The organism is Acinetobacter sp. V89_4, from assembly GCF_029967875.1.
GTDB lineage: Bacteria > Pseudomonadota > Gammaproteobacteria > Pseudomonadales > Moraxellaceae > Acinetobacter > Acinetobacter oleivorans.
Genome location: NZ_JASCAI010000015.1, coordinates 136,513 through 155,907 on the forward strand (window position 1 = coordinate 136,513; position 19,395 = coordinate 155,907).

Consider the following 19,395-nt stretch of genomic DNA (forward strand, 5'->3'; position numbering starts at 1 on the left):
AAATATTGAATTATCGGGTTAAGGATTTAAACGTGTCAAATGCTACAAAATTCGGCAAAGTTGCCGTGCTATTTGGTGGGAAATCGGCTGAGCGTGCTGTGTCTTTAGATAGTGGTCAGGCAGTTCTGGACGCTTTATTGCGTTCAGGTGTTCAGGCTGAAGCATTTGATCCGCAAGACCGCAGTGTGACTGAGCTTGTAAATTATGATCGTGCATTTATTGTATTGCATGGTCGTGGTGGTGAAGATGGCCAGATTCAAGGCGTGCTTGAATGGCTGAATCTGCCTTATACAGGAACTGGTGTGCAAGGTTCTGCGATTGGCATGGATAAAGTCAAAACCAAGCAAATCTGGCAAGGTAGCGATTTACCTACAGCACCATATCGTATTATTACTAAAGAAACAGATTTAGATGCAGTGATTGCTGAGTTAGGCTTACCTGTGATTATCAAACCTGTACATGAAGGCTCAAGTGTCGGCATGAGTAAGGTTGAAAAAGCAGAAGATTTTGCAGCTGCAATTGAAAAAGCAACTCAGCACGATGCTGTTGTGATGGCCGAGAAGTGGATCACAGGTCGTGAATTCACAATCTCATTCCTAAATGGTCAGCCTTTACCTGTTATTCGTTTACAACCACCAGCAGATGTTGCTTTCTACGACTACGAAGCGAAATATCAACGTAATGATGTTGAGTATGGTATTCCTTGCGGTCTAAGTGAGACAGAAGAGAAGAACCTTCAAGCATTGTGCTTACGCGCTTTTCAGGCAGTTGGTGCAGAAAGCTGGGGCCGTATTGATGCGATGCAGGATGAGCAGGGTAATTTCTGGCTTTTAGAAGTAAACACTGTGCCAGGTATGACCAGCCACTCTTTAGTTCCAAAAGCTGCGAAAGCTGTTGGCTATAGTTTTGATGAATTGTGTGTTGCCATTCTTGAGCAAACATTGGAAGGTACGGCTTAAATATGGCACAACTTCCGGCTTCCATGCGCCGTAAACGTGCGGCCATCACCTCTATTCATGATAAACCACCTACACGTAAGCAGAAGCTTGCAAATGCTGGTGGATGGGTGCTGTTGGTTATTGCTTTTGTAGTGCTGGCAGTCGGAATTTATGGGCTATATAAAGTTATTACGGATGCAACAGTTGCAAAGCTAGAAGTTGTGGGATCGACGTCTTCAGTTGAAACCCAACAAGTGATGCAGCATGTTGCTCCAATTATAAAAGCGAATTATTTCACATCTGATTTAGAACAGATTCGAGATAAAACATTAGAAATTTCGTGGGTAGACCGAGTTGTCGTTTCTCGTGCTTGGCCCAATGGCATTCGTGTTCGTGTCATGCCTAGACATGCCATCGCCCGTTGGGGAACAGGTCGCTTGTTAAGCGATGGAGGCGATGTATTCAGTGAGGCAGAGCCGACAATTCATCCTGAGCTTCCGTTACTCCATGGTCCGGTAAGCCAGTCGAAAATGATGATGCGACGCTATAATGAAATCAATCAATTATTCCACCCTGCCAATTTGCGTCTAAAAGAGTTATATCTGACGGAGCGAATGACTTGGTTTATGCAGTTTGACTCAGGTTTACGAATTATTGTTGACCAAGATCAAACAATGAATAAGTTGCAACGTTTAAGCCATCTGGCACAATCTGACTTAAAACCGGTGTGGTCGAAAATCTCAGCCATTGATTTGCGATATCGTAATGGATTATCTATTCAATGGAAGAACGCAACACCACCTAAAATTGTGAATGGTCAGTTTGTTGTAACGATTGATGACACAAGCATTGCAGGTGGAACAAAAGCAAAGCCATAATACGTGGCTTTAAAATAGGCAATTTGCCTGGTATTAAACAACAAAGAAATGGTATGAGTGATGAATGAAGCTGTTCCCTCAGTTGTTGCGATTGACATTGGGACGCATAAAGTTTCAGTTTTGATTGGAAAAATTCATGCGCCGGATAACATTCAAGTTATCGGTATGGCAACTGCTCGCAATCGTGGCATGAATAAAGGAAAAATCGTAAGCCTCGATAAAGTTATCGCTGCGATTAAAAATGCTGTCGCTGAAGCGGAAAATATGGCCGAATGTCGCATTCATAGCGCATGGGTATCGATTCCGAGTACCGAGTTGCAAAGTTTTTATGCCTCTGGCCGCACACCAGTTGCTAATCCAGCACATGTTATTACAACAAATGAAGTCGTGCGCGCGTTAGAATTGGCAAAAGCAAGTCATGTGACTTCTGATTACTATTTAGCAAGTGCAGTGCCGTTAGGCTTTGAATTAGGTGATTCTGCTGAATGGGTGCAGAATCCAATTAATATGACTGCCCATAGTATGACCGGACATTATCAGTTAATGATGATGCCGATTGCGACTATGCAAAACCTTGATCGCGCTATGAAAGGTGCAAATATCGGGGTTGAAAAAATGGTGGTATCTTGTCTGGCAACCGCTGAGGCAAGCTTGCTTAAAGATGAAAAAGAGTATGGTGTTTGTCTAGTCGATATTGGCGCAGGCATTACCAATCTTGCGGTTTATCTAGATGGACGTTTGGCTCTGGCACGTACATTGCAACGCGGTGGTGAGCACGTTACGCGTGATATTGCTGCTGTGTTGCAAACTACAACAGAAGAAGCTGAACGTATTAAAATTCTGTATGGTTGTGTTGATTTAAGTGCTGTGAAGCCAGATCACATGATTCAGGTAGAAGGAATTGATGGCCCTCAAACTATTAGTCGAATTGAGTTGTCAGAAATTATTATTGCCCGCTATGAAGAGATCTTTAGCCAGATTCGTGATGAGCTCGAGAACAGCGGTGCAATTCATGGTTTATACCATGGTGTAGTGTTGACAGGGGATGCTTGTCAAATCGAAGGTATGGTGAGTTTGGCTCGCCGTATGTTGGGGGTATCTGCCCATTTGGGTAATCCGCCGTTACAGGTTTATGCTGATGATCAACATCAGGCAGCATTACGTCGTTCGATGTATGCAACAGCAGCTGGTTTGCTCATGTTTAGCCAAAGTGAGTTGCAAGAAGCTGTTGAAGAGCCTGAAGAGGCAAATGACCGTTCGGTATGGGAGCGAATGGTAAATGGCTGGAATGCATTTAATAGCAAGCTAAAAGCCATTTTTTAGGATGTATGGATTTATTGGTAGAATTGTTAGGAAGTTGTAAGAGAAAACCACTGTACTTGACAAGGTTTGTATTGCACAGCATTCTTAAAATTAGTTATTTTTGAAAATCAAGGCAGTATACGGGCTGAAGTGACTGCCATAATGTATTAGGAACCCTAAAGGTCATGGCCTCATTTGAATTTATAGAAGATGAACTAAACGATGGCAACGGTCAAGCCCGTTTCACTGTATTTGGTGTAGGTGGTGGTGGCGGTAATGCCGTTCAACATATGGTGCAGTCTGATATTCAAGGTGTTAAATTCGTTTGTGCCAATACAGACAAACAAGCACTAGACTGTATGAATGCACCTTTCAAAATTCAGTTAGGCGAGCAAAGTACGCGTGGTTTAGGTGCTGGTGCTAACCCTGAAGTTGGGCAAGTTGCAGCAGAAGAAAGCCGTGAAATTATTCGTCACCATCTTGAAGGTACGGATATGGTATTCGTTACTGCTGGTATGGGTGGTGGTACGGGTACAGGCGCGGCACCTGTCGTGGCTGAAGTTGCCAAAGAAATGGGTATTTTGACTGTTGGTGTTGTAACAACTCCATTTAACTTTGAAGGCCGTCGCCGTTTAAAATCTGCTGAGCGCGGTATTGAAGCGCTTGAAGCACATGTTGATTCATTGATTATTATCCCTAACCAACGCTTACTTAGCGTATATGGCGATATTTCAATGAAAGATGCTTATAAAAAAGCTGATGATGTATTGTTAAACGCTGTACGTAGTATCTTTGACCTTGTTGTAAACCGTGGTCACATTAACCTTGACTTCGCCGATTTGAAAACTGCAATGAGTACTCGTGGTTACGCAATGATGGGTGCTGGTTTAGGTCGTGGTGAAGATCGTGCACGTCAAGCAGCTGAACAGGCTATTCGTAGTCCATTGCTTGATAACGTAAATATTATTAATGCTAAAGGTGTGTTGATTAACATTACTGGCGGTGATGATATTACTCTACGTGAAACTGAAATCATTACTGATGTTGTGAACCAGATTGTTGACCTTGATGAAGGTGAAATTTTCTACGGTACAGTATTTGATCCAGATGCGCGTGATGAATTACGTGTAACAGTAATTGCAACTGGTTTAACTCGTAATGCTGCAGATGCAGAACCGAGAAAACGTAATACAGTAAGTCATGCATCGACTCAATCAGCTCAATCTGTTGATGAAGATGACGTTCCTGCTATTAATAAGCGTCAAAATGCAGACAATGAAGTGAGTAGCAATGCAAGTTCTTCTCCACGTTCTTCTCCGATGAGTATTCAAGATTACTTGAAAAATCAGCAACGTAAGTAAAAAATTATTAGATTTAAAAAAAGGCAGTGTTTAAACACTGCCTTTTTTGTTTTTGATCAATGACTAAATATGCTAACGTATAGCGGTTTTAAAAAAGAAGTTACAAAGCATGGTGAAACAACGTACTCTCAATCGTGTGGTAAAAGCGAGTGGAATAGGTCTTCATAGCGGTCAAAAAGTGATGATCAATTTCATTCCACATACCGCGGATGGAGGTATTGTATTTCGTCGTATCGATTTAGAACCACCCGTTGAAATCCATGCGAATGCTTTACTCATTCAAGAAGCTTTCATGTGCTCCAATTTAGTGATTGGAGATATAAAAGTTGGAACGATTGAGCATGTGATGAGTGCAATTGCAGGTTTAGGAATTGATAACCTTATTGTTGAGGTATCTGCGTCCGAAGTTCCGATTATGGATGGAAGCGCCGGCCCATTTATTTACCTGTTAATGCAAGGTGGATTACGTGAGCTGGATGCGCCGAAAAAATTTATAAGAATATTAAAACCAGTTGAAGCATTAATAGACGATAAAAAAGCAATTTTTAGTCCACATAATGGCTTTCAGTTAAATTTTACAATTGATTTTGACCATCCGGCATTTGCTAAAGAATATCAATCTGCCACTATCGACTTTTCTACTGAAACTTTTGTATATGAAGTCAGTGAAGCTCGTACTTTTGGTTTTATGAAAGATCTAGATTACCTTAAAGCAAATAACTTAGCTTTAGGTGCAAGTTTAGATAATGCCATTGGTGTAGATGACACAGGTGTTGTGAACGAAGAAGGCTTACGTTTCGCTGACGAATTTGTGAGACATAAGATTTTGGATGCAGTAGGTGATTTGTATTTACTTGGTCATCAAATTATTGCCAAGTTCGATGGCTATAAATCGGGACATGCTTTAAATAATCAGTTGTTACGCAATGTTCAAAGTGATCCGAGTAATTATGAAATTGTAACATTTAATGACGAGAATGAATGTCCAATTCCATATGTCAGTGTGACATAAGTCATTGTCTTTACTTGGCTATGTTATATTGTAACGTTTCAAAGTGTGATTATTATCACATAATAAGAACGATTCTAATTAAGAAATAGAAAGCTCATCATTTTTTATTGCTTGCCAAACGTAGTAAAGCTTGGCTAAGCTTAGGGTCGCTCACAAAGTCGGCTGCACTACGTAACATTTCTTGTGTTTCCGGGGGGATGGGTTTAGATGGCTCAGATGAGGGTGTATTGGGAGTGTTTTTATTTCTCAATCGAACCTGAATTCTTTGTAAGTCTTTTAACCCTTCAAGTTGAGATAATTTAGATACATATTGGTTCTGTAAATAACTGAGTTGACTAATCATCGCCTGATTTTCACCAGTAATGATTAAAGAACCATTTTGATAACACACGACCTGCCATTGTTCCGGTTGGGGCAATAAGGGTTGGATTATTTTCGTAAGTCTTTGCCATTGCGCGACTTGCGTTGTTAGAAACGTAAGGTTTCCTGTTTTTATGTGTTTTCCGGTTTGTTGAAAAACGTTATCGGGTTTAGACATGGGTCATTCTCGGATAGATTCTTGTCTTCATCTTAAGCGTTCATTTCGATTGATATCAAGGAAGAGATCATAAGGAACTTGAGTAAGAACAGTTTCAAGAGGTTTTTATGCACACGCGTCGTATTTTATTAGCGTTTTCACTTGCCGCTTCGGCAGCATCAGTTGCTTTTGCAGATTATCAAACAATTAACCAATCTACTGATTCAGATCGATTGGAACAACTATCAAAAACATTATCTCAAGGTTCATACACCCATCCTGATGATTTAGATCTTCCGGCGAGTGCGAAAGTTTCAGTGACCTTACGCCAAAAAACGGTTGAGCTCAACAATGAATCGCTCGCAAAAAAATATGGCAATACGAGTGCAAAGAATTCTTTTAATGCCTCCTCTTCAAATGCTTACTCTTGGTTAGTTTCTCACCCTCTTCCTGATACTGTACGAGTTTCTTCAAACTTCGGTGGTCGTACAATGAGCGGTCGTGCCGAACATCATGGTGGTTTAGATATGGCCGCTCCGAGTGGCACGCCAATCTATGCGACAGGCCCAGGTATTGTAACGAAATCTGGCTGGGGCACTGGCTATGGTCAATATGTTGAAATTAACCATGGGAATGGTTACTTAACACGCTATGCTCATGCTTCGCGCTTAATGGTACGTGTAGGCGACCAAGTATCTGCTGGTGAACATATTGCCAATGTAGGCTGTACTGGTCGCTGTACTGGCCCACATTTGCACTACGAAGTAGTAAAAGATGGTCAACGTAAGAATCCAACTACTTACTTGGCGATGCTTCCTTAAAAGCATAGTTAAAAAGTTAAGGTTATTAAATTTATGAATCTGAAATTAGCCTAAACCTTTTTTAACGTAAAGATTGTATAAAAAAACGCCATTATTGGCGTTTTTTTGTTATTTTGTTTAATGCTCGGTCAATGACTATTCATTCAGAAAATAATAGGCCCCCCTCACATTCACCCGTGGCAATAACTAGAGAGGGGTAAAACGTGGTAAAAATACAAAGTAGATTAAAGAACAAGGAACAGGTGAATTATGGCGTTTTACGGTGACTCCGATGCACAAGAAACCCAAGAGTGGCAAGATGCATTCGATTCAGTTTTACAACATATGGGAACTGAGCGCGCAGCATTCTTATTGGAAAAACTTTACCAACAAGCAATTGCTAAGCATGTTCCAATTCAACGTCTCAATACACCTTACTTAAATACAATTTCTGTTGAAGAACAACCTGCAATGCCAGGCGACCAAGATATGGAACGCCGTATTCGTGCATTGATTCGTTGGAATGCCTTAGCAATGGTACTTCGTGCGAATAAAACAGGTGATGATTTAGGTGGACACTTGGCGAGCTTCGCATCAAGTGCAACATTATATGACGTAGGTTTTAACCATTTCTTCCGCGCAAACAGCGATAACTTTGGCGGAGATATGATTTATTACCAAGGACACTGTGCTCCTGGTATTTATGCACGTTCATTCCTTGAAGGACGTTTAACTGAAGAACAGTTAAGTAATTTCCGCCGTGAAGTTGGCGGTAACGGTTTACCAAGCTATCCACATCCATATTTAATGCCGGACTATTGGCAATTCCCAACTGTATCAATGGGTCTTGGTCCAATCATGTCGATTTATCAAGCGCACATTCAAAAATATTTGATGAACCGTGGCTTGATCAAAGAAGAAAATCGTAAAGTCTGGGCTTATCTTGGCGATGGTGAGATGGATGAGCCAGAAAGTACTGGTGCAATTTCACTTGCTGGTCGTGAAAAACTTGATAACTTGATTTGGGTTGTTAACTGTAACTTACAGCGTCTAGATGGTCCTGTACGTGGTAACGGTAAAATCATTCAAGAATTAGAATCTTTATTCCGTGGTGCGGGCTGGCGTGTCATTAAAGTGGTATGGGGTCGTCATTGGGATCCGCTACTTGCAAAAGACAACACAGGCGCTTTAAAAGCGGTAATGGAAGAAACTGTTGATGGTGAATACCAGCGCTATCAAGTGAAAGGTGGTGCATATACACGTGAGAAATTCTTTGGCAAGTACCCAGAAGCTGCGGAACTTGTAAAAGATTTAAGCGATGAAGACATCGATAATCTCAATCGTGGTGGCCATGACCCTTACAAAGTTTTTGCAGCCTATGCAGAAGCAATGAAAGCCAAAGGTCAACCAACAGTTATTCTTGCGAAAACTGTTAAAGGTTACGGTTTGTCTGAAGAAATTGAAGCGGTGAACAAAACTCACCAAATCAAAAAAATGCAGATCGACTCTTTAAAATATGTACGTGACCGTTTTAACCTGCCATTTACAGATGATAAGTTAGAAGAGCTTCCATTCTATCGTCCGAGTGAAAACTCTCCAGAAATGAAGTACATGAAAGCGCGTCGTGAAGCGTTAGGTGGTTACCTACCTGCACGTCGTCGTGAGAGTGAAATTTTAGCGATTCCTGAATTATCTGTATTTGATGCAGTATTAAACGGTTCAGGTGGTAAAGAGCAATCTACTACGATGGTGATGGTTCGTTTAATTGCTGCTTTACTTAAAGAAAAAGCAATTAAAGACCGCGTAGTGCCAATAGTTCCAGATGAAGCACGTACATTTGGTTTAGAAGGTATGTTCCGTCAGCTTGGTATTTATGCTGCTCACGGTCAAAAATATACCCCAGAAGACCAAGAACAGTTAATGCATTACCGTGAAGCAAGTGACGGTCACATGCTTCAAGAAGGGATTAACGAAGCTGGTGCGATGAGCGCATGGGCTGCGTTGGCAACAAGTTATTCAACGAATAACTTGCCAATGATTCCAATGTACATGTACTACTCAATGTTTGGTTTCCAACGTATTGGTGACATTGCGTGGGCTGCGGGCGATGCACAAGCTCAAGGTTTCTTGTTAGGTGCAACTGCTGGTCGTACCACATTGAACGGTGAAGGTTTACAGCACCAAGATGGTCATTCACATATCTTAGCGAACACGATTCCAAACTGCGTATCTTATGATCCATGTTTTGGTTACGAATTAGCTGTAATCGTACATGACGGTTTACAACGTATGTATGTGAATCAAGAGCGTGTGTTCTATTACTTAACAGTAATGAACGAAAACTACGAGCATCCTGCAATGCCTGAAGGCGCTGAGGAAGGCATTAAACGTGGTATGTACTTGTTCGAAAAAGATGAAAAAGCAACTGTTCAATTACTTGGTTCAGGTGTAATTCTTCGTGAAGTGATCAAAGCTGCGAAAATCTTACGTGATGAATACCAAATCCATTCAAACGTTTGGAGTGTAACAAGCTTCAATGAATTGTCGCGTGATGGTATGGCATGTGAAGAATACAACCGTTTACACCCACTTACTGAAGAAGTGAAAGAGTCTTGGGTATCTAAACAGTTACGTGGTACAGAAGGTATTGTTGTTTCAGCAACAGACCATATGCGTGCGTATAGCGAACAAATCCGTGCTTATCTTCCAGATGGTCGTCCATTTGTTGCGTTGGGTACAGATGGTTATGGTCGCTCAGATACACGTGCTAACTTACGTAGTTTCTTTGGTGTTGACGCTGCACATATCGTTGTTGCTACTTTGAAAAAATTAGCTGACGAAGGTGAAGTAGATGCACGTTTAGTTAAAGATGCAATTTCTAACTTTGAGTTAGACACTGACCGTCCAGTGGCATGGGCTCCACAAGCACATCCAGAAGTTCAGGCAGTTGCTGAATACAATGAAGCGCAAACTGGTGAGGGGAACTAAGCATGCAAATTAAGACCCCTGATATTGGTGTAGATAAAGCAGTTGTTGCTGAAATTTTGGTAAAAGTTGGTGACAGCATTGCTGAAAATGACAGCCTTGTTTTACTTGAGTCAGATAAAGCATCTGTTGAAGTGCCTAGCACTTCAGCAGGTGTCGTAAAAAGTATCTTAATCAAGGAAGGCGATAGCGTAACTGAAGGTACGGTATTGTTTGAACTTGAAGCTGAAGGTTCTGCACCTGTAGCTCAAACAGAAGAAGTTGCAAAACCTGCTCCAGCAGCTGAACAAACAGCAGCGCCGGCAGCGGTACAACAGGCTTCAACCGCTGCACAACCAGCAGCGGCAACCACTAGCCAAGTGGTTGAAGTTCAAGTTCCTGATATTGGTGTTGAAAAAGCACTAGTTGGTGAAATTTTAGTAAAAGTTGGTGAGCAAATCGATGTTGAGCAAAGCATCGTTGTTGTTGAATCTGACAAAGCAACTGTAGAAGTACCAAGCAGTGTTGCGGGTACCGTAGAAAGCATTCAAGTTAAAGAAGGCGATACAGTTAAAGAAGGTGTTGTGCTCATTAAAGTGAAAACAACATCTGCATCGAGTGCGCCAGTTGAAGCTCCTGCTTCTACAGCAGCACCAGCGGCAGCGCCTGCACCAGTTCAACAAGAAACTGTAGCTGCGGCTGCTAGTCAATCTGGACCAGTTGATATTAACGTTCCTGACTTGGGTGTAGATAAAGCAGTTGTTGCTGAAATTTTGGTACAAGTTGGCGATAAAGTTGATGTAGACCAAAGCCTTGTTGTGGTTGAGTCAGATAAAGCGACTGTTGAAGTTCCAAGTACTGTTGCGGGTGTTGTGAAAGCGATTCACTTGCAAGCAGGCCAACAAGTTTCACAAGGTATATTACTTGCAACAATTGAAGCTGAAGGCCAAGCATCTGCTGCGGCACCAGCGGCAAAAGCAGAAGTACCAGCTCCACAGGCAGCAGCACCTAAAGCGGCAGCTCCTGCTCCGACTCAGGCTGTATCTGCTCCAGCGTCTGGTAGTGACAAGTTAACCAAAGAGCAAGAAGCCGAAAACGCTAAAGTATATGCAGGTCCTGCTGTACGTAAGCTTGCTCGTGAACTTGGTGTGATTTTGTCACAAGTTAAAACTTCTGGTGAGCATGGCCGTGTTGTTAAAGAAGATATCTTTGCTTATGTGAAGACTCGTTTAACTGCGCCACAAGCTGCACCAGTTGCTGCGGCTGCACCAGCGGTTTCGGGTTTACCAAAGCTTCCTGACTTCACTGCGTTTGGTGGTGTGGAAGAAAAAGTACTGACGCGTTTGCAGCAAGTATCAATTCCGCAATTGTCGTTGAATAACTTTATTCCGCAAGTCACCCAGTTTGATTTGGCTGACATTACTGAGTTAGAAGATTGGCGTAATGAACTGAAAGGCAACTTCAAAAAAGAAGGTATCAGCCTGACGATTATGGCATTCATTATCAAAGCAGTTGCGTATTTGTTAAAAGAAGAGCGTGAGTTCGCAGGTCATCTATCTGATGACGGTAAATCAGTGCTCTTGCGCAATGAAATCCATATGGGAATTGCGGTAGCAACACCTGATGGTTTAACTGTGCCAGTACTTCGTAACCCAGACCAAAAATCAATTAAGCAAATCGCAGTTGAATTGGGTGTGTTAGGTCAAAAAGCACGTGATAAGAAATTAACACCGAAAGACTTACAAGGTGCGAATTTCACCATTTCAAGCTTAGGCGCAATTGGTGGTACAGCATTTACACCACTTGTAAACTGGCCACAAGTTGCGATTTTGGGTATTTCACCTGCAACGATGCAACCGGTTTGGAATGGTAAAGACTTTGATCCACGCTTAATGTTGCCGTTGTCGTTGTCTTATGACCACCGTGTAATTAATGGTGCGGATGCCGCTCGCTTTACTAATAAACTTACGAAACTTCTTAAAGATATTCGTACTTTATTAATCTAATATTTGAAATGAATCATTAAAACCTCGCTTCGGCGGGGTTTTATTTTGGTATTTAATTTAATTGATTTTAGGTTAATCTAAAGATTATGAGGGAGTGGTCGAGAGAGGAAAAATTTCTCGTTTTAGGTAAGGGAGAAATAATAGATGGCGGGTTTTTTAAAAATCATGTTGCCGATTCTGTTGGTTGTATTTTTATTGATGGGATTGTGGGTCAGTTTTTTGCACTTTCCTTGGGAGTGGATGACCTACGTTGCAATCGGTTTGGAAGTATTTGTGGCAACGCTTATTTTGCCATTTGAATTTCAATCCCAACATATAGCTGGCATTAACAATTTTGTTTTTATTAACTTAAGTATCTGTTTAGCTTTACTATTAGGTTTAGGGCGGCTGTTAGTGTGGGCATGGATAAAATTTTTTGTTTGAAAAATAGAACTGCTCGAATATAATGAGCACATACTTCATTGGGGAGTAGCCGCTATTCATTTCTGAATGAATAGGTGATGATCAACATAATTGTTCAACAGAACATGGTCATCATAGCTTAAACGTCTCATCGTTTCCGAGTTGGCAAGACCTTTGATTTACCACTCTGCAGATATTTGGCTAGCAGGAGCGGTAGGTCATGGGCATTTATGCTAGCCAGAGAAACGACATGCAAGAATTTCTGATTTCTACCTCGATTGTTGCCCTAGCTGAAATGGGCGACAAAACTCAATTGTTGGCCCTTTTACTGTCTGCACGTTTCCGTAAGCCAATCCCTATTCTGATTGCGATTCTTTTAGCCACTTTAATTAACCATGGTATCTCTGCTGTGCTTGGACAGTGGATTACGACCGTGTTGAGTCCCGAAATTTTAGTTTGGGTGCTTGCGGGTGGTTTTATTGGTATGGCCTTCTGGATGCTTATTCCAGATAAGCTAGATGATGAAACAGATAGCATTAACAGATGGCAAAAATTTGGTGTTTTTGGTGCAACCTTTATCCTGTTCTTCTTAGCAGAAATTGGTGATAAAACCCAGATTGCGACAGTGGCTTTAGCTGCACGTTACGATAGTATTTTCTGGGTAATGCTAGGCACAACCTTAGGTATGATGATTGCCAATGCACCAGCTGTATTTATTGGTAATAAATTAGCTGAACGTTTATCTATCTCTCTCATTCATAAAATTGGTGCTGCGATTTTCTTAATTGTAGGTATCTCTACTTTAGTGCAGCATTATTTCTTCTAAAGCATTTAACGTTGCCATAAAAAACGCACTCAATTCGAGTGCGTTTTTTGTAGGCCATTATTTAGTAGTTAAATTTCACTGTGAAGTTAATTTGGCGTGGGTTGCCGAGCGTCACCAAATTCTCGTTCAGCGCACCTGCATAGTAATCTTTATCAAATAGGTTACGGATCGCAAGTTGGGCACCCCAATGTCCAGCGTCATAGCCAGCTTCAGTGTCAAAGACTGTATAGCCCGGAATGTGAACATCTAATCCATCGACAGTTTTATATGTTTCACCACGGAATCCACCACCAACATACCAACCAAGTTTTGATGTAGGGTCAAATTTATAGCGCGCTAACAAGCTATAAGCATGCTCAGGAATATTATCGAGTGCTTTTCCTACATTGCTTGAGTTTGCATCTTTACTAATTTCAGCATCAATGGTGTAGGTATATGCAGCTCTTAGTTTTAAGCCTTCTAAAATTTCTGCGCTGAGCTCAGTTTCAATACCACGTGTTAACTGTTCGCCACGCTGAGCTTTATAGCCACTATTCGCAGTATCAGTGACTAAAACATTTTGACGTTTTAAATCATACCAAGCGATAGCACCTTGAACTCGTTGATCAGGGCTTTGTAATTTCATTCCGACTTCAACCTGTTTTCCTTCTTCAGGTTTGAATGGATTGCTATTTACATCAGTACCAGTGTTAGGTGTAAATGAAGTGGCATAGCTGACATAAGGGGCAACAATGTCATTAAGGGTATACATGACAGAGGCGCTACCCGTAAATGCATTGTCTGATTGTTTACTCGCACTACTTGTAACTAAGCTTGTGCTTTGGGTTTGTGCCCAGTCTTGGCGTCCTGACAAGCTTAAAAGCCATTGGTCATTGAGTTGAATACGGTCACGAATATATAAACCTGCGTATTTTAAGCGGTTAATATCGTGGTTGCTGACAGGGTTGGAACAGGTAACAGTTTGCCCATATACAGGAGCATATATGTTTAAATCACCTACATTACAGCGGTTATTTGTGTAATCACTTTTTTCTTGGAAAGCATCTACACCTATATTGAAATCATGTTGCATACCATATAAATCGAACTGTTTATTTAAACGGTTATCGATGGCAAAACTTAAGTTATCAATAATTTGGTGACGGCTGTTATTTTTGCGGCTTATGGTGGTGTAGTTTTTATCTGCCCAAAAGTTACTACCTGTACGAGCAAAAACCGCTTTACCATCCATTTCGGTTTTTTGCACGGCAAAATTCTGGTTAAAGTTCCAGCCATTGTCAAAGGCATGTTTAAACGTATAACCAGTGCGGTAAACATCTGCTTCATATTTACCAAAATTAGGGTCGCCAATATATAAGCTTCGGTCTATAGCACCGTTAGGATTGTCTTTTAAAGTGCCAATAACAGGTAAACCTTGTTGACGAATATATTCGCGATGTTGATAACTTGCGATTACGGAGAGGTCAGTTTTATCACCTAAGTCAAAATTGTAAGAAGGCGAGATATAGTAATTTTTAAAATATACATAATCTGTCGGGTCATCTTGGTCAGAGATGCGGCCATTTAAACGAAAAGCACCTTTCTCACTATTATTAGGGCTATAGTTTAAATCGAATGTACCTTCTTTTAAGTTATAGCTGCCATAAGTCATGCTAGCACGTGCAAAGTTTTCTGCTTCAGGTCGTTTAGTGACTAAATTGACCATACCACCTGGTGCAACCAAACCGAAATTAATAGAGGCAGGGCCTTTTAATACTTGGACCTGATCCATGCCTGATAGTTCAGTGGCAACATAAGTATTTTGTCCAACTCTTAAACCATCTACGTAAACCGAATCGGAAGAGGTCTGCCCTCGAATAACAAAATCATCCCAACCACGACGACCAAGTTTTCCAGCTTCGACACCTGCAACACCTTCAAGTGCATCTGCTAGAGTTCTAGCTTGTTTCTGGTCGAGCTGTTCACGAGTCACCACAGAAACCGATTGAGCCGTCTTAAATAAGGGTGCATTTGATTTTAAGGCAGAACTTGCTTTTGTTGCGACATAGGTAGAGCTGGGTTCTTTTTGCGCCTGAATAGAAATTGTGGGTAGCACATTGGTCGAATTCTGTTGTTCTGCTGTTTCATCAGCATGACTTGGTGTCATTAAGCTAAAAATAGCAACTGCTAATAATGTTTTAGAGCTTGAAAAATAAGGTGCTTGGTTCATGGGAGGTCTAGACAGCGCAAAAGACAAAGTGATAATGAGAATTATTTTAATTTATTGCAGGTGAATTTTAAATAACATTATGATTCATTTATAAAATAAGAAAAGCAAAAGCTATTTTAAAATATTATGAGAAAAATAAAGCAATTCATTGCAAGAGTTATCGAATCCCTTTATTTTAGTATGGATATAAAAATATCTAATATTTAAAGTTTTTTTGGGGAATTGTATGGGGTTTGAAAAAACAACATCGCAGATATTATTCGATAATGGCGTACATAAATGTATTAGTTTTACCAGTTTGGTCAAAGGGGAAGGTATCCAAGCCAATCAATTTTTAATTATTGATCATGAGCGTGCTGCTGTAATCGATCCGGGTGGCGATTTGACCTATGTTCCATTAACGATGGAATTAAATAAATATACACGTTTGAAAAATCTGGACTATGTGATGGCTTCACATCAGGATCCAGACATTATTACCTCAATGCCACGCTGGTTGGTCTATACCGATGCTAAAGTTGTGGCGTCAAAATTATGGGCACGTTTTCTACCGCACCTAAATTCCTCATTTATGAGTGAGCGTATGAAAGGGAATTGGGAAGACCGTCTTATTGAATTACCTGACCGTGGCCAAGTGATTCAATTGGGGGAATCAAAGTTAGTAGTAGTTCCTGCCCATTTTCTACATTCGGTAGGTAATTTTCAGTTTTATGATCCAGTCGCCAAAATTTTATTTTCTGGTGACATGGGGGCTTCGATTGTTGAGGATGCTAATCAACCTTTAACAGATTTCGATACGCATGTTTCGAAAATGAAAGCTTTTCACCAACGCTATATGTGTTCCAATAAGGTTATCCGTTTATGGGTAAACATGGTCCGCCAGATGGACATTGAAATGATTGTTCCACAGCATGGCAGTCCATTTATTGGCAAAGGAATGATTAATCAGTTTTTGGACTGGATTGCGGTTTTACCTTGTGGTGTCGACTTGATGACAGAACAAGTTTTTAGTTGTCCTGCCTAAATATGATGTCTAATGATCAACCCAGATAAAATTCTGGGTTGCAAAAACATGGGTTAAAAAATAACGTTAAAACGATAATAAGTGGGAATTATTTAGAGCAGCTCTACATCTATTGCTGAAAAAGGCAAAGATAATATGAAAATTGCATTGAAATTTGTTTATAATAGCTCACGGAATTTACCAGTGAGATTGTTATGCTGACCATCGTTCAAGAAGCGCTAACCTTCGATGATGTCTTATTACTTCCTGCCTACTCTACTGTTCTCCCAAAAGATGTCTCTTTAAAGACACGATTAACTCGCGGCATTCATTTAAATATCCCATTAGTTTCAGCTGCAATGGATACAGTGACTGAGTCACGTATGGCGATTGCGATGTCACAAAATGGTGGTATCGGGATTTTGCACAAAAACATGGATATTGCTGCTCAAGCTGCAGAAGTACGCCGTGTAAAGAAATTCGAAGCGGGTATGGTGAAAGACCCTATCACTGTAACGCCTGAAACTACAGTACGTGAACTGATTGCAATTACCACTGCTAATAACATTAGCGGTGTGCCTGTTGTTAAAGACGGCAAGGTTGTTGGTATTGTGACAGGCCGTGATACGCGTTTTGAAACTAATTTAGAACAACCTGTTAGTAACATCATGACAGGTCAAGATCGTTTAGTCACTGTACGTGAAGGCGAGTCTAAAGAAAATATTCAAGCATTATTGCAAAAACACCGTATTGAAAAAGTCTTGGTCGTTGGCGAGAGCAACGAACTTAAAGGCTTAATTACAGTGACTGATTTCCGCAAAGCTGAAAGCTATCCAAACAGTTGTAAAGATGATCTTGGTCGCTTACGTGTTGGTGCTGCGGTAGGTACAGGTGCTGATACACCAAGTCGTGTGGAAGCATTAGTTGAAGCTGGTGTTGACGTCATTGTTGTTGATACAGCACATGGTCACTCAGCTGGTGTAATTGAACGTGTACGTTGGGTGAAACAAAACTTCCCTCAAGTACAAGTGATTGGTGGAAACATTGCAACGGGTGATGCTGCATTAGCATTATTAGATGCAGGTGCAGATGCTGTAAAAGTAGGTATTGGTCCTGGTTCTATCTGTACTACACGTATTGTGGCAGGTATCGGTATGCCACAAATTTCTGCGATTGACAGCGTTGCTAGCGCACTAAAAGATCAAATTCCTTTAATTGCAGATGGCGGTATCCGCTTCTCTGGTGATATGGCAAAAGCGATCGGTGCGGGTGCAAGCACGATCATGGTTGGTTCACTTCTAGCTGGTACTGAAGAAGCGCCAGGCGAAGTTGAGTTTTTCCAAGGTCGTTACTACAAAGCATATCGTGGTATGGGTTCATTAGGCGCAATGGCGGGAGCAACTGGTTCTGCTGACCGTTATTTCCAAGATTCAAAAGCGGGTGCTGAGAAGTTAGTACCAGAAGGAATCGAAGGCCGTGTTCCATATAAAGGCCCAATGGGTAACATCGTTCATCAAATGATGGGTGGTTTACGTTCATCGATGGGTTATACCGGTTCAGCTGTGATTGAAGATCTTCGCCAAAATGCGAAATTTGTGAAAATTACTTCAGCAGGTATGTCTGAGTCACATGTTCACGATGTAACGATTACTAAAGAAGCTCCAAACTATCGTGTTGGTTAGATTTTGGTAACCAAAACAATGAAGAAAGCCGTCATTACACTGACGGCTTTTTGTTTTTGGTGTAAAGTAAATCCGAGAAAAGAAATATGGCGGAATTGCCATATATGAAGTGAGCCACCGCTGAAGTGGCGTAAGAATGAGATAAGCTATGAGTTATTTTGGAACGGATGGTATTCGTGGAAAATTTGGGCAAATGCCTATTACTCCAGAGTTTGCTTTAAAACTCGGTTTTGCTGCAGGGAAGGTATTAAAACGAACGAGTCAAAAAAATAAACCACTCGTTGTATTAGGAAAAGACACTCGTTTATCTGGCTACATTTTAGAATCTGCTTTGCAGGCGGGTTTAAACGCTGCTGGCGTATATGTTCATTTACTTGGTCCATTACCAACACCAGCCATTGCACACCTAACTCGTGCTTTGCATGCACATGCAGGTATTGTTATTTCTGCATCACATAATCCATATTATGATAATGGGATTAAATTCTTCTCAAGTGAAGGCAAAAAATTACCGGATTCGTTACAAGAAGAAATTAACCGCGAATTAGAAAAAGATCTATTCATTGAGGACACTGCAAACTTAGGTAAAAGTGTTCGTGTAAATGATGCAAATGGTCGCTATATTGAATTCTGTAAATCTACATTCCCTTACCACTTTGATTTAAATAATTTAAAGATTGTGTTGGACTGTGCTCATGGCGCTGCATATAGCGTTGGGCCTTCAGTTTTCCGTGAGTTAGGGGCAAAAGTTGTTGCTTTATATAATGAACCAGATGGCTTAAATATTAATGAGAGCTGTGGTTCAACACATCCTGAACACTTGCAAAAAGCAGTAGTTGAGCACGAAGCAGATTTAGGTATTGCCTTTGATGGTGATGCTGACCGTGTTGTGATGGTTGATAAGTTTGGTAACTTAATTGATGGCGATCATATTTTGTATATTTTGGCGACTCAAGCTCAAAATAAGCCAGCGGGTATTGTTGGTACAGTCATGAGTAATATGGCACTTGAAGTTGCACTTGAAAAAGCAAACGTTAACTTTGTTCGTGCAAAAGTCGGTGACCGCTATGTATTACAAGCTTTAGAAGAAAATGGTTGGGTGATAGGTGGCGAACCTTCTGGTCATATTCTAACTTTAGACAAGAGTACGACTGGTGATGCTATTATCGCCGCTCTTCAAGTTTTAACTGTGATGGTCGAGCAAAATAAGGCTCTTCATGAATTGGTTCAAGACTTTAAATTATTCCCACAAGTTCTTTTGAACGTACGTTTAGAACAAATGCTTGATCCGTATTCTATTCCGGCATTGGTTACTGAATTTGATAAAGCAGAAGCACAGCTCAAAGGCCGTGGACGTATCTTGATTCGTAAGTCTGGAACAGAGCCTGTGATTCGTGTCATGGTTGAAGGTGATGATGAGCAAGAGGTGAAAGCTTTAGCTCAGCATTTAGCAGATTCAGTTCGTTCACAAGCACAAGTCGCATAAGGTGCATGA

15 protein-coding genes and 1 riboswitch are annotated in these 19,395 nt (G+C 41.0%); of the genes, 13 read left to right on the forward strand and 2 right to left on the reverse strand.

All coding sequences use genetic code 11. The features are described from left to right. Window positions 1-32 precede the first annotated feature (32 nt). The 5 genes from QLG01_RS03750 to lpxC all read left to right on the forward strand — a co-directional run bounded on the left by QLG01_RS03750 (window position 33) and on the right by lpxC (window position 5,491). Window positions 33-959 carry a D-alanine--D-alanine ligase gene (locus tag QLG01_RS03750; RefSeq protein ID WP_005300616.1) on the forward strand — a complete coding sequence of 309 codons (927 nt, stop codon included), beginning with the start codon at window positions 33-35 and terminating at the stop codon, window positions 957-959. A gap of 2 nt (window positions 960-961) precedes the next feature. Beyond that, a complete protein-coding gene (locus QLG01_RS03755) occupies window positions 962-1,816 on the forward strand; it encodes a cell division protein FtsQ/DivIB (protein ID WP_005300619.1) in 855 nt (284 codons plus the stop codon). Between the two features lie 60 nt (window positions 1,817-1,876). Next, complete coding sequence (ftsA, locus tag QLG01_RS03760) at window positions 1,877-3,139, forward strand: cell division protein FtsA (protein ID WP_004790064.1); 1,263 nt, start codon at window positions 1,877-1,879, stop codon at window positions 3,137-3,139. A 164-nt stretch (window positions 3,140-3,303) separates the two neighbouring features. Next, on the forward strand, window positions 3,304-4,479 hold the full coding sequence (gene ftsZ / locus QLG01_RS03765; RefSeq protein WP_005300624.1) for a cell division protein FtsZ: 1,176 nt from the start codon (window positions 3,304-3,306) through the stop codon (window positions 4,477-4,479). Between the two features lie 109 nt (window positions 4,480-4,588). Beyond that, the gene (gene lpxC / locus QLG01_RS03770; RefSeq protein WP_282495871.1) at window positions 4,589-5,491 is read left to right on the forward strand and encodes a UDP-3-O-acyl-N-acetylglucosamine deacetylase; all 903 of its coding nucleotides are present in this window, start codon (window positions 4,589-4,591) and stop codon (window positions 5,489-5,491) included. A 97-nt stretch (window positions 5,492-5,588) separates the two neighbouring features. Here the strand turns inward: lpxC and QLG01_RS03775 are convergent, their stop codons facing one another. Beyond that, on the reverse strand, window positions 5,589-6,029 hold the full coding sequence (locus tag QLG01_RS03775; protein ID WP_057075578.1) for a DciA family protein: 441 nt from the start codon (window positions 6,027-6,029) through the stop codon (window positions 5,589-5,591). Window positions 6,030-6,136: 107 nt separating this feature from the next. On the opposite strand from QLG01_RS03775, the gene QLG01_RS03780 reads away from it, so the two are divergent. From QLG01_RS03780 to QLG01_RS03800, 5 genes are all read left to right on the forward strand, one after another. Then, window positions 6,137-6,829, forward strand: a complete 693-nt coding sequence (locus QLG01_RS03780; protein ID WP_005300632.1) for a M23 family metallopeptidase — start codon at window positions 6,137-6,139, stop codon at window positions 6,827-6,829. Window positions 6,830-7,078: 249 nt separating this feature from the next. After that, window positions 7,079-9,796 carry a pyruvate dehydrogenase (acetyl-transferring), homodimeric type gene (gene aceE / locus QLG01_RS03785; protein ID WP_013196595.1) on the forward strand — a complete coding sequence of 906 codons (2,718 nt, stop codon included), beginning with the start codon at window positions 7,079-7,081 and terminating at the stop codon, window positions 9,794-9,796. A gap of 2 nt (window positions 9,797-9,798) precedes the next feature. Next, window positions 9,799-11,778 (forward strand): 2-oxo acid dehydrogenase subunit E2, encoded by a 1,980-nt coding sequence (locus tag QLG01_RS03790; RefSeq protein WP_282495872.1) that lies wholly within the window; start codon window positions 9,799-9,801, stop codon window positions 11,776-11,778. Between the two features lie 144 nt (window positions 11,779-11,922). After that, complete coding sequence (locus tag QLG01_RS03795; RefSeq protein ID WP_192836164.1) at window positions 11,923-12,201, forward strand: hypothetical protein; 279 nt, start codon at window positions 11,923-11,925, stop codon at window positions 12,199-12,201. Between the two features lie 28 nt (window positions 12,202-12,229). Beyond that, a riboswitch (yybP-ykoY riboswitch) is annotated at window positions 12,230-12,415 on the forward strand. Window positions 12,416-12,430: 15 nt separating this feature from the next. Next, on the forward strand, window positions 12,431-13,006 hold the full coding sequence (locus tag QLG01_RS03800) for a TMEM165/GDT1 family protein (RefSeq protein WP_013196598.1): 576 nt from the start codon (window positions 12,431-12,433) through the stop codon (window positions 13,004-13,006). Between the two features lie 61 nt (window positions 13,007-13,067). Here the strand turns inward: QLG01_RS03800 and QLG01_RS03805 are convergent, their stop codons facing one another. Continuing rightward, on the reverse strand, window positions 13,068-15,215 hold the full coding sequence (locus QLG01_RS03805; RefSeq protein ID WP_282495873.1) for a TonB-dependent siderophore receptor: 2,148 nt from the start codon (window positions 15,213-15,215) through the stop codon (window positions 13,068-13,070). 226 nt (window positions 15,216-15,441) lie between these two features. Between QLG01_RS03805 and QLG01_RS03810 the strand changes: the two genes are divergently transcribed. The 3 genes from QLG01_RS03810 (at window position 15,442) to glmM (ending at window position 19,386) form a co-directional block, all read left to right on the forward strand. Next, window positions 15,442-16,239: an MBL fold metallo-hydrolase gene (locus QLG01_RS03810; protein WP_282495874.1), complete on the forward strand. Its 798-nt coding sequence runs from the start codon at window positions 15,442-15,444 to the stop codon at window positions 16,237-16,239. A 194-nt stretch (window positions 16,240-16,433) separates the two neighbouring features. Next, the gene (guaB, locus tag QLG01_RS03815; protein ID WP_004790042.1) at window positions 16,434-17,900 is read left to right on the forward strand and encodes an IMP dehydrogenase; all 1,467 of its coding nucleotides are present in this window, start codon (window positions 16,434-16,436) and stop codon (window positions 17,898-17,900) included. 148 nt (window positions 17,901-18,048) lie between these two features. Further along, window positions 18,049-19,386 carry a phosphoglucosamine mutase gene (glmM, locus tag QLG01_RS03820; protein ID WP_005300649.1) on the forward strand — a complete coding sequence of 446 codons (1,338 nt, stop codon included), beginning with the start codon at window positions 18,049-18,051 and terminating at the stop codon, window positions 19,384-19,386. The last annotated feature ends 9 nt before the right edge of the window (window positions 19,387-19,395 follow it).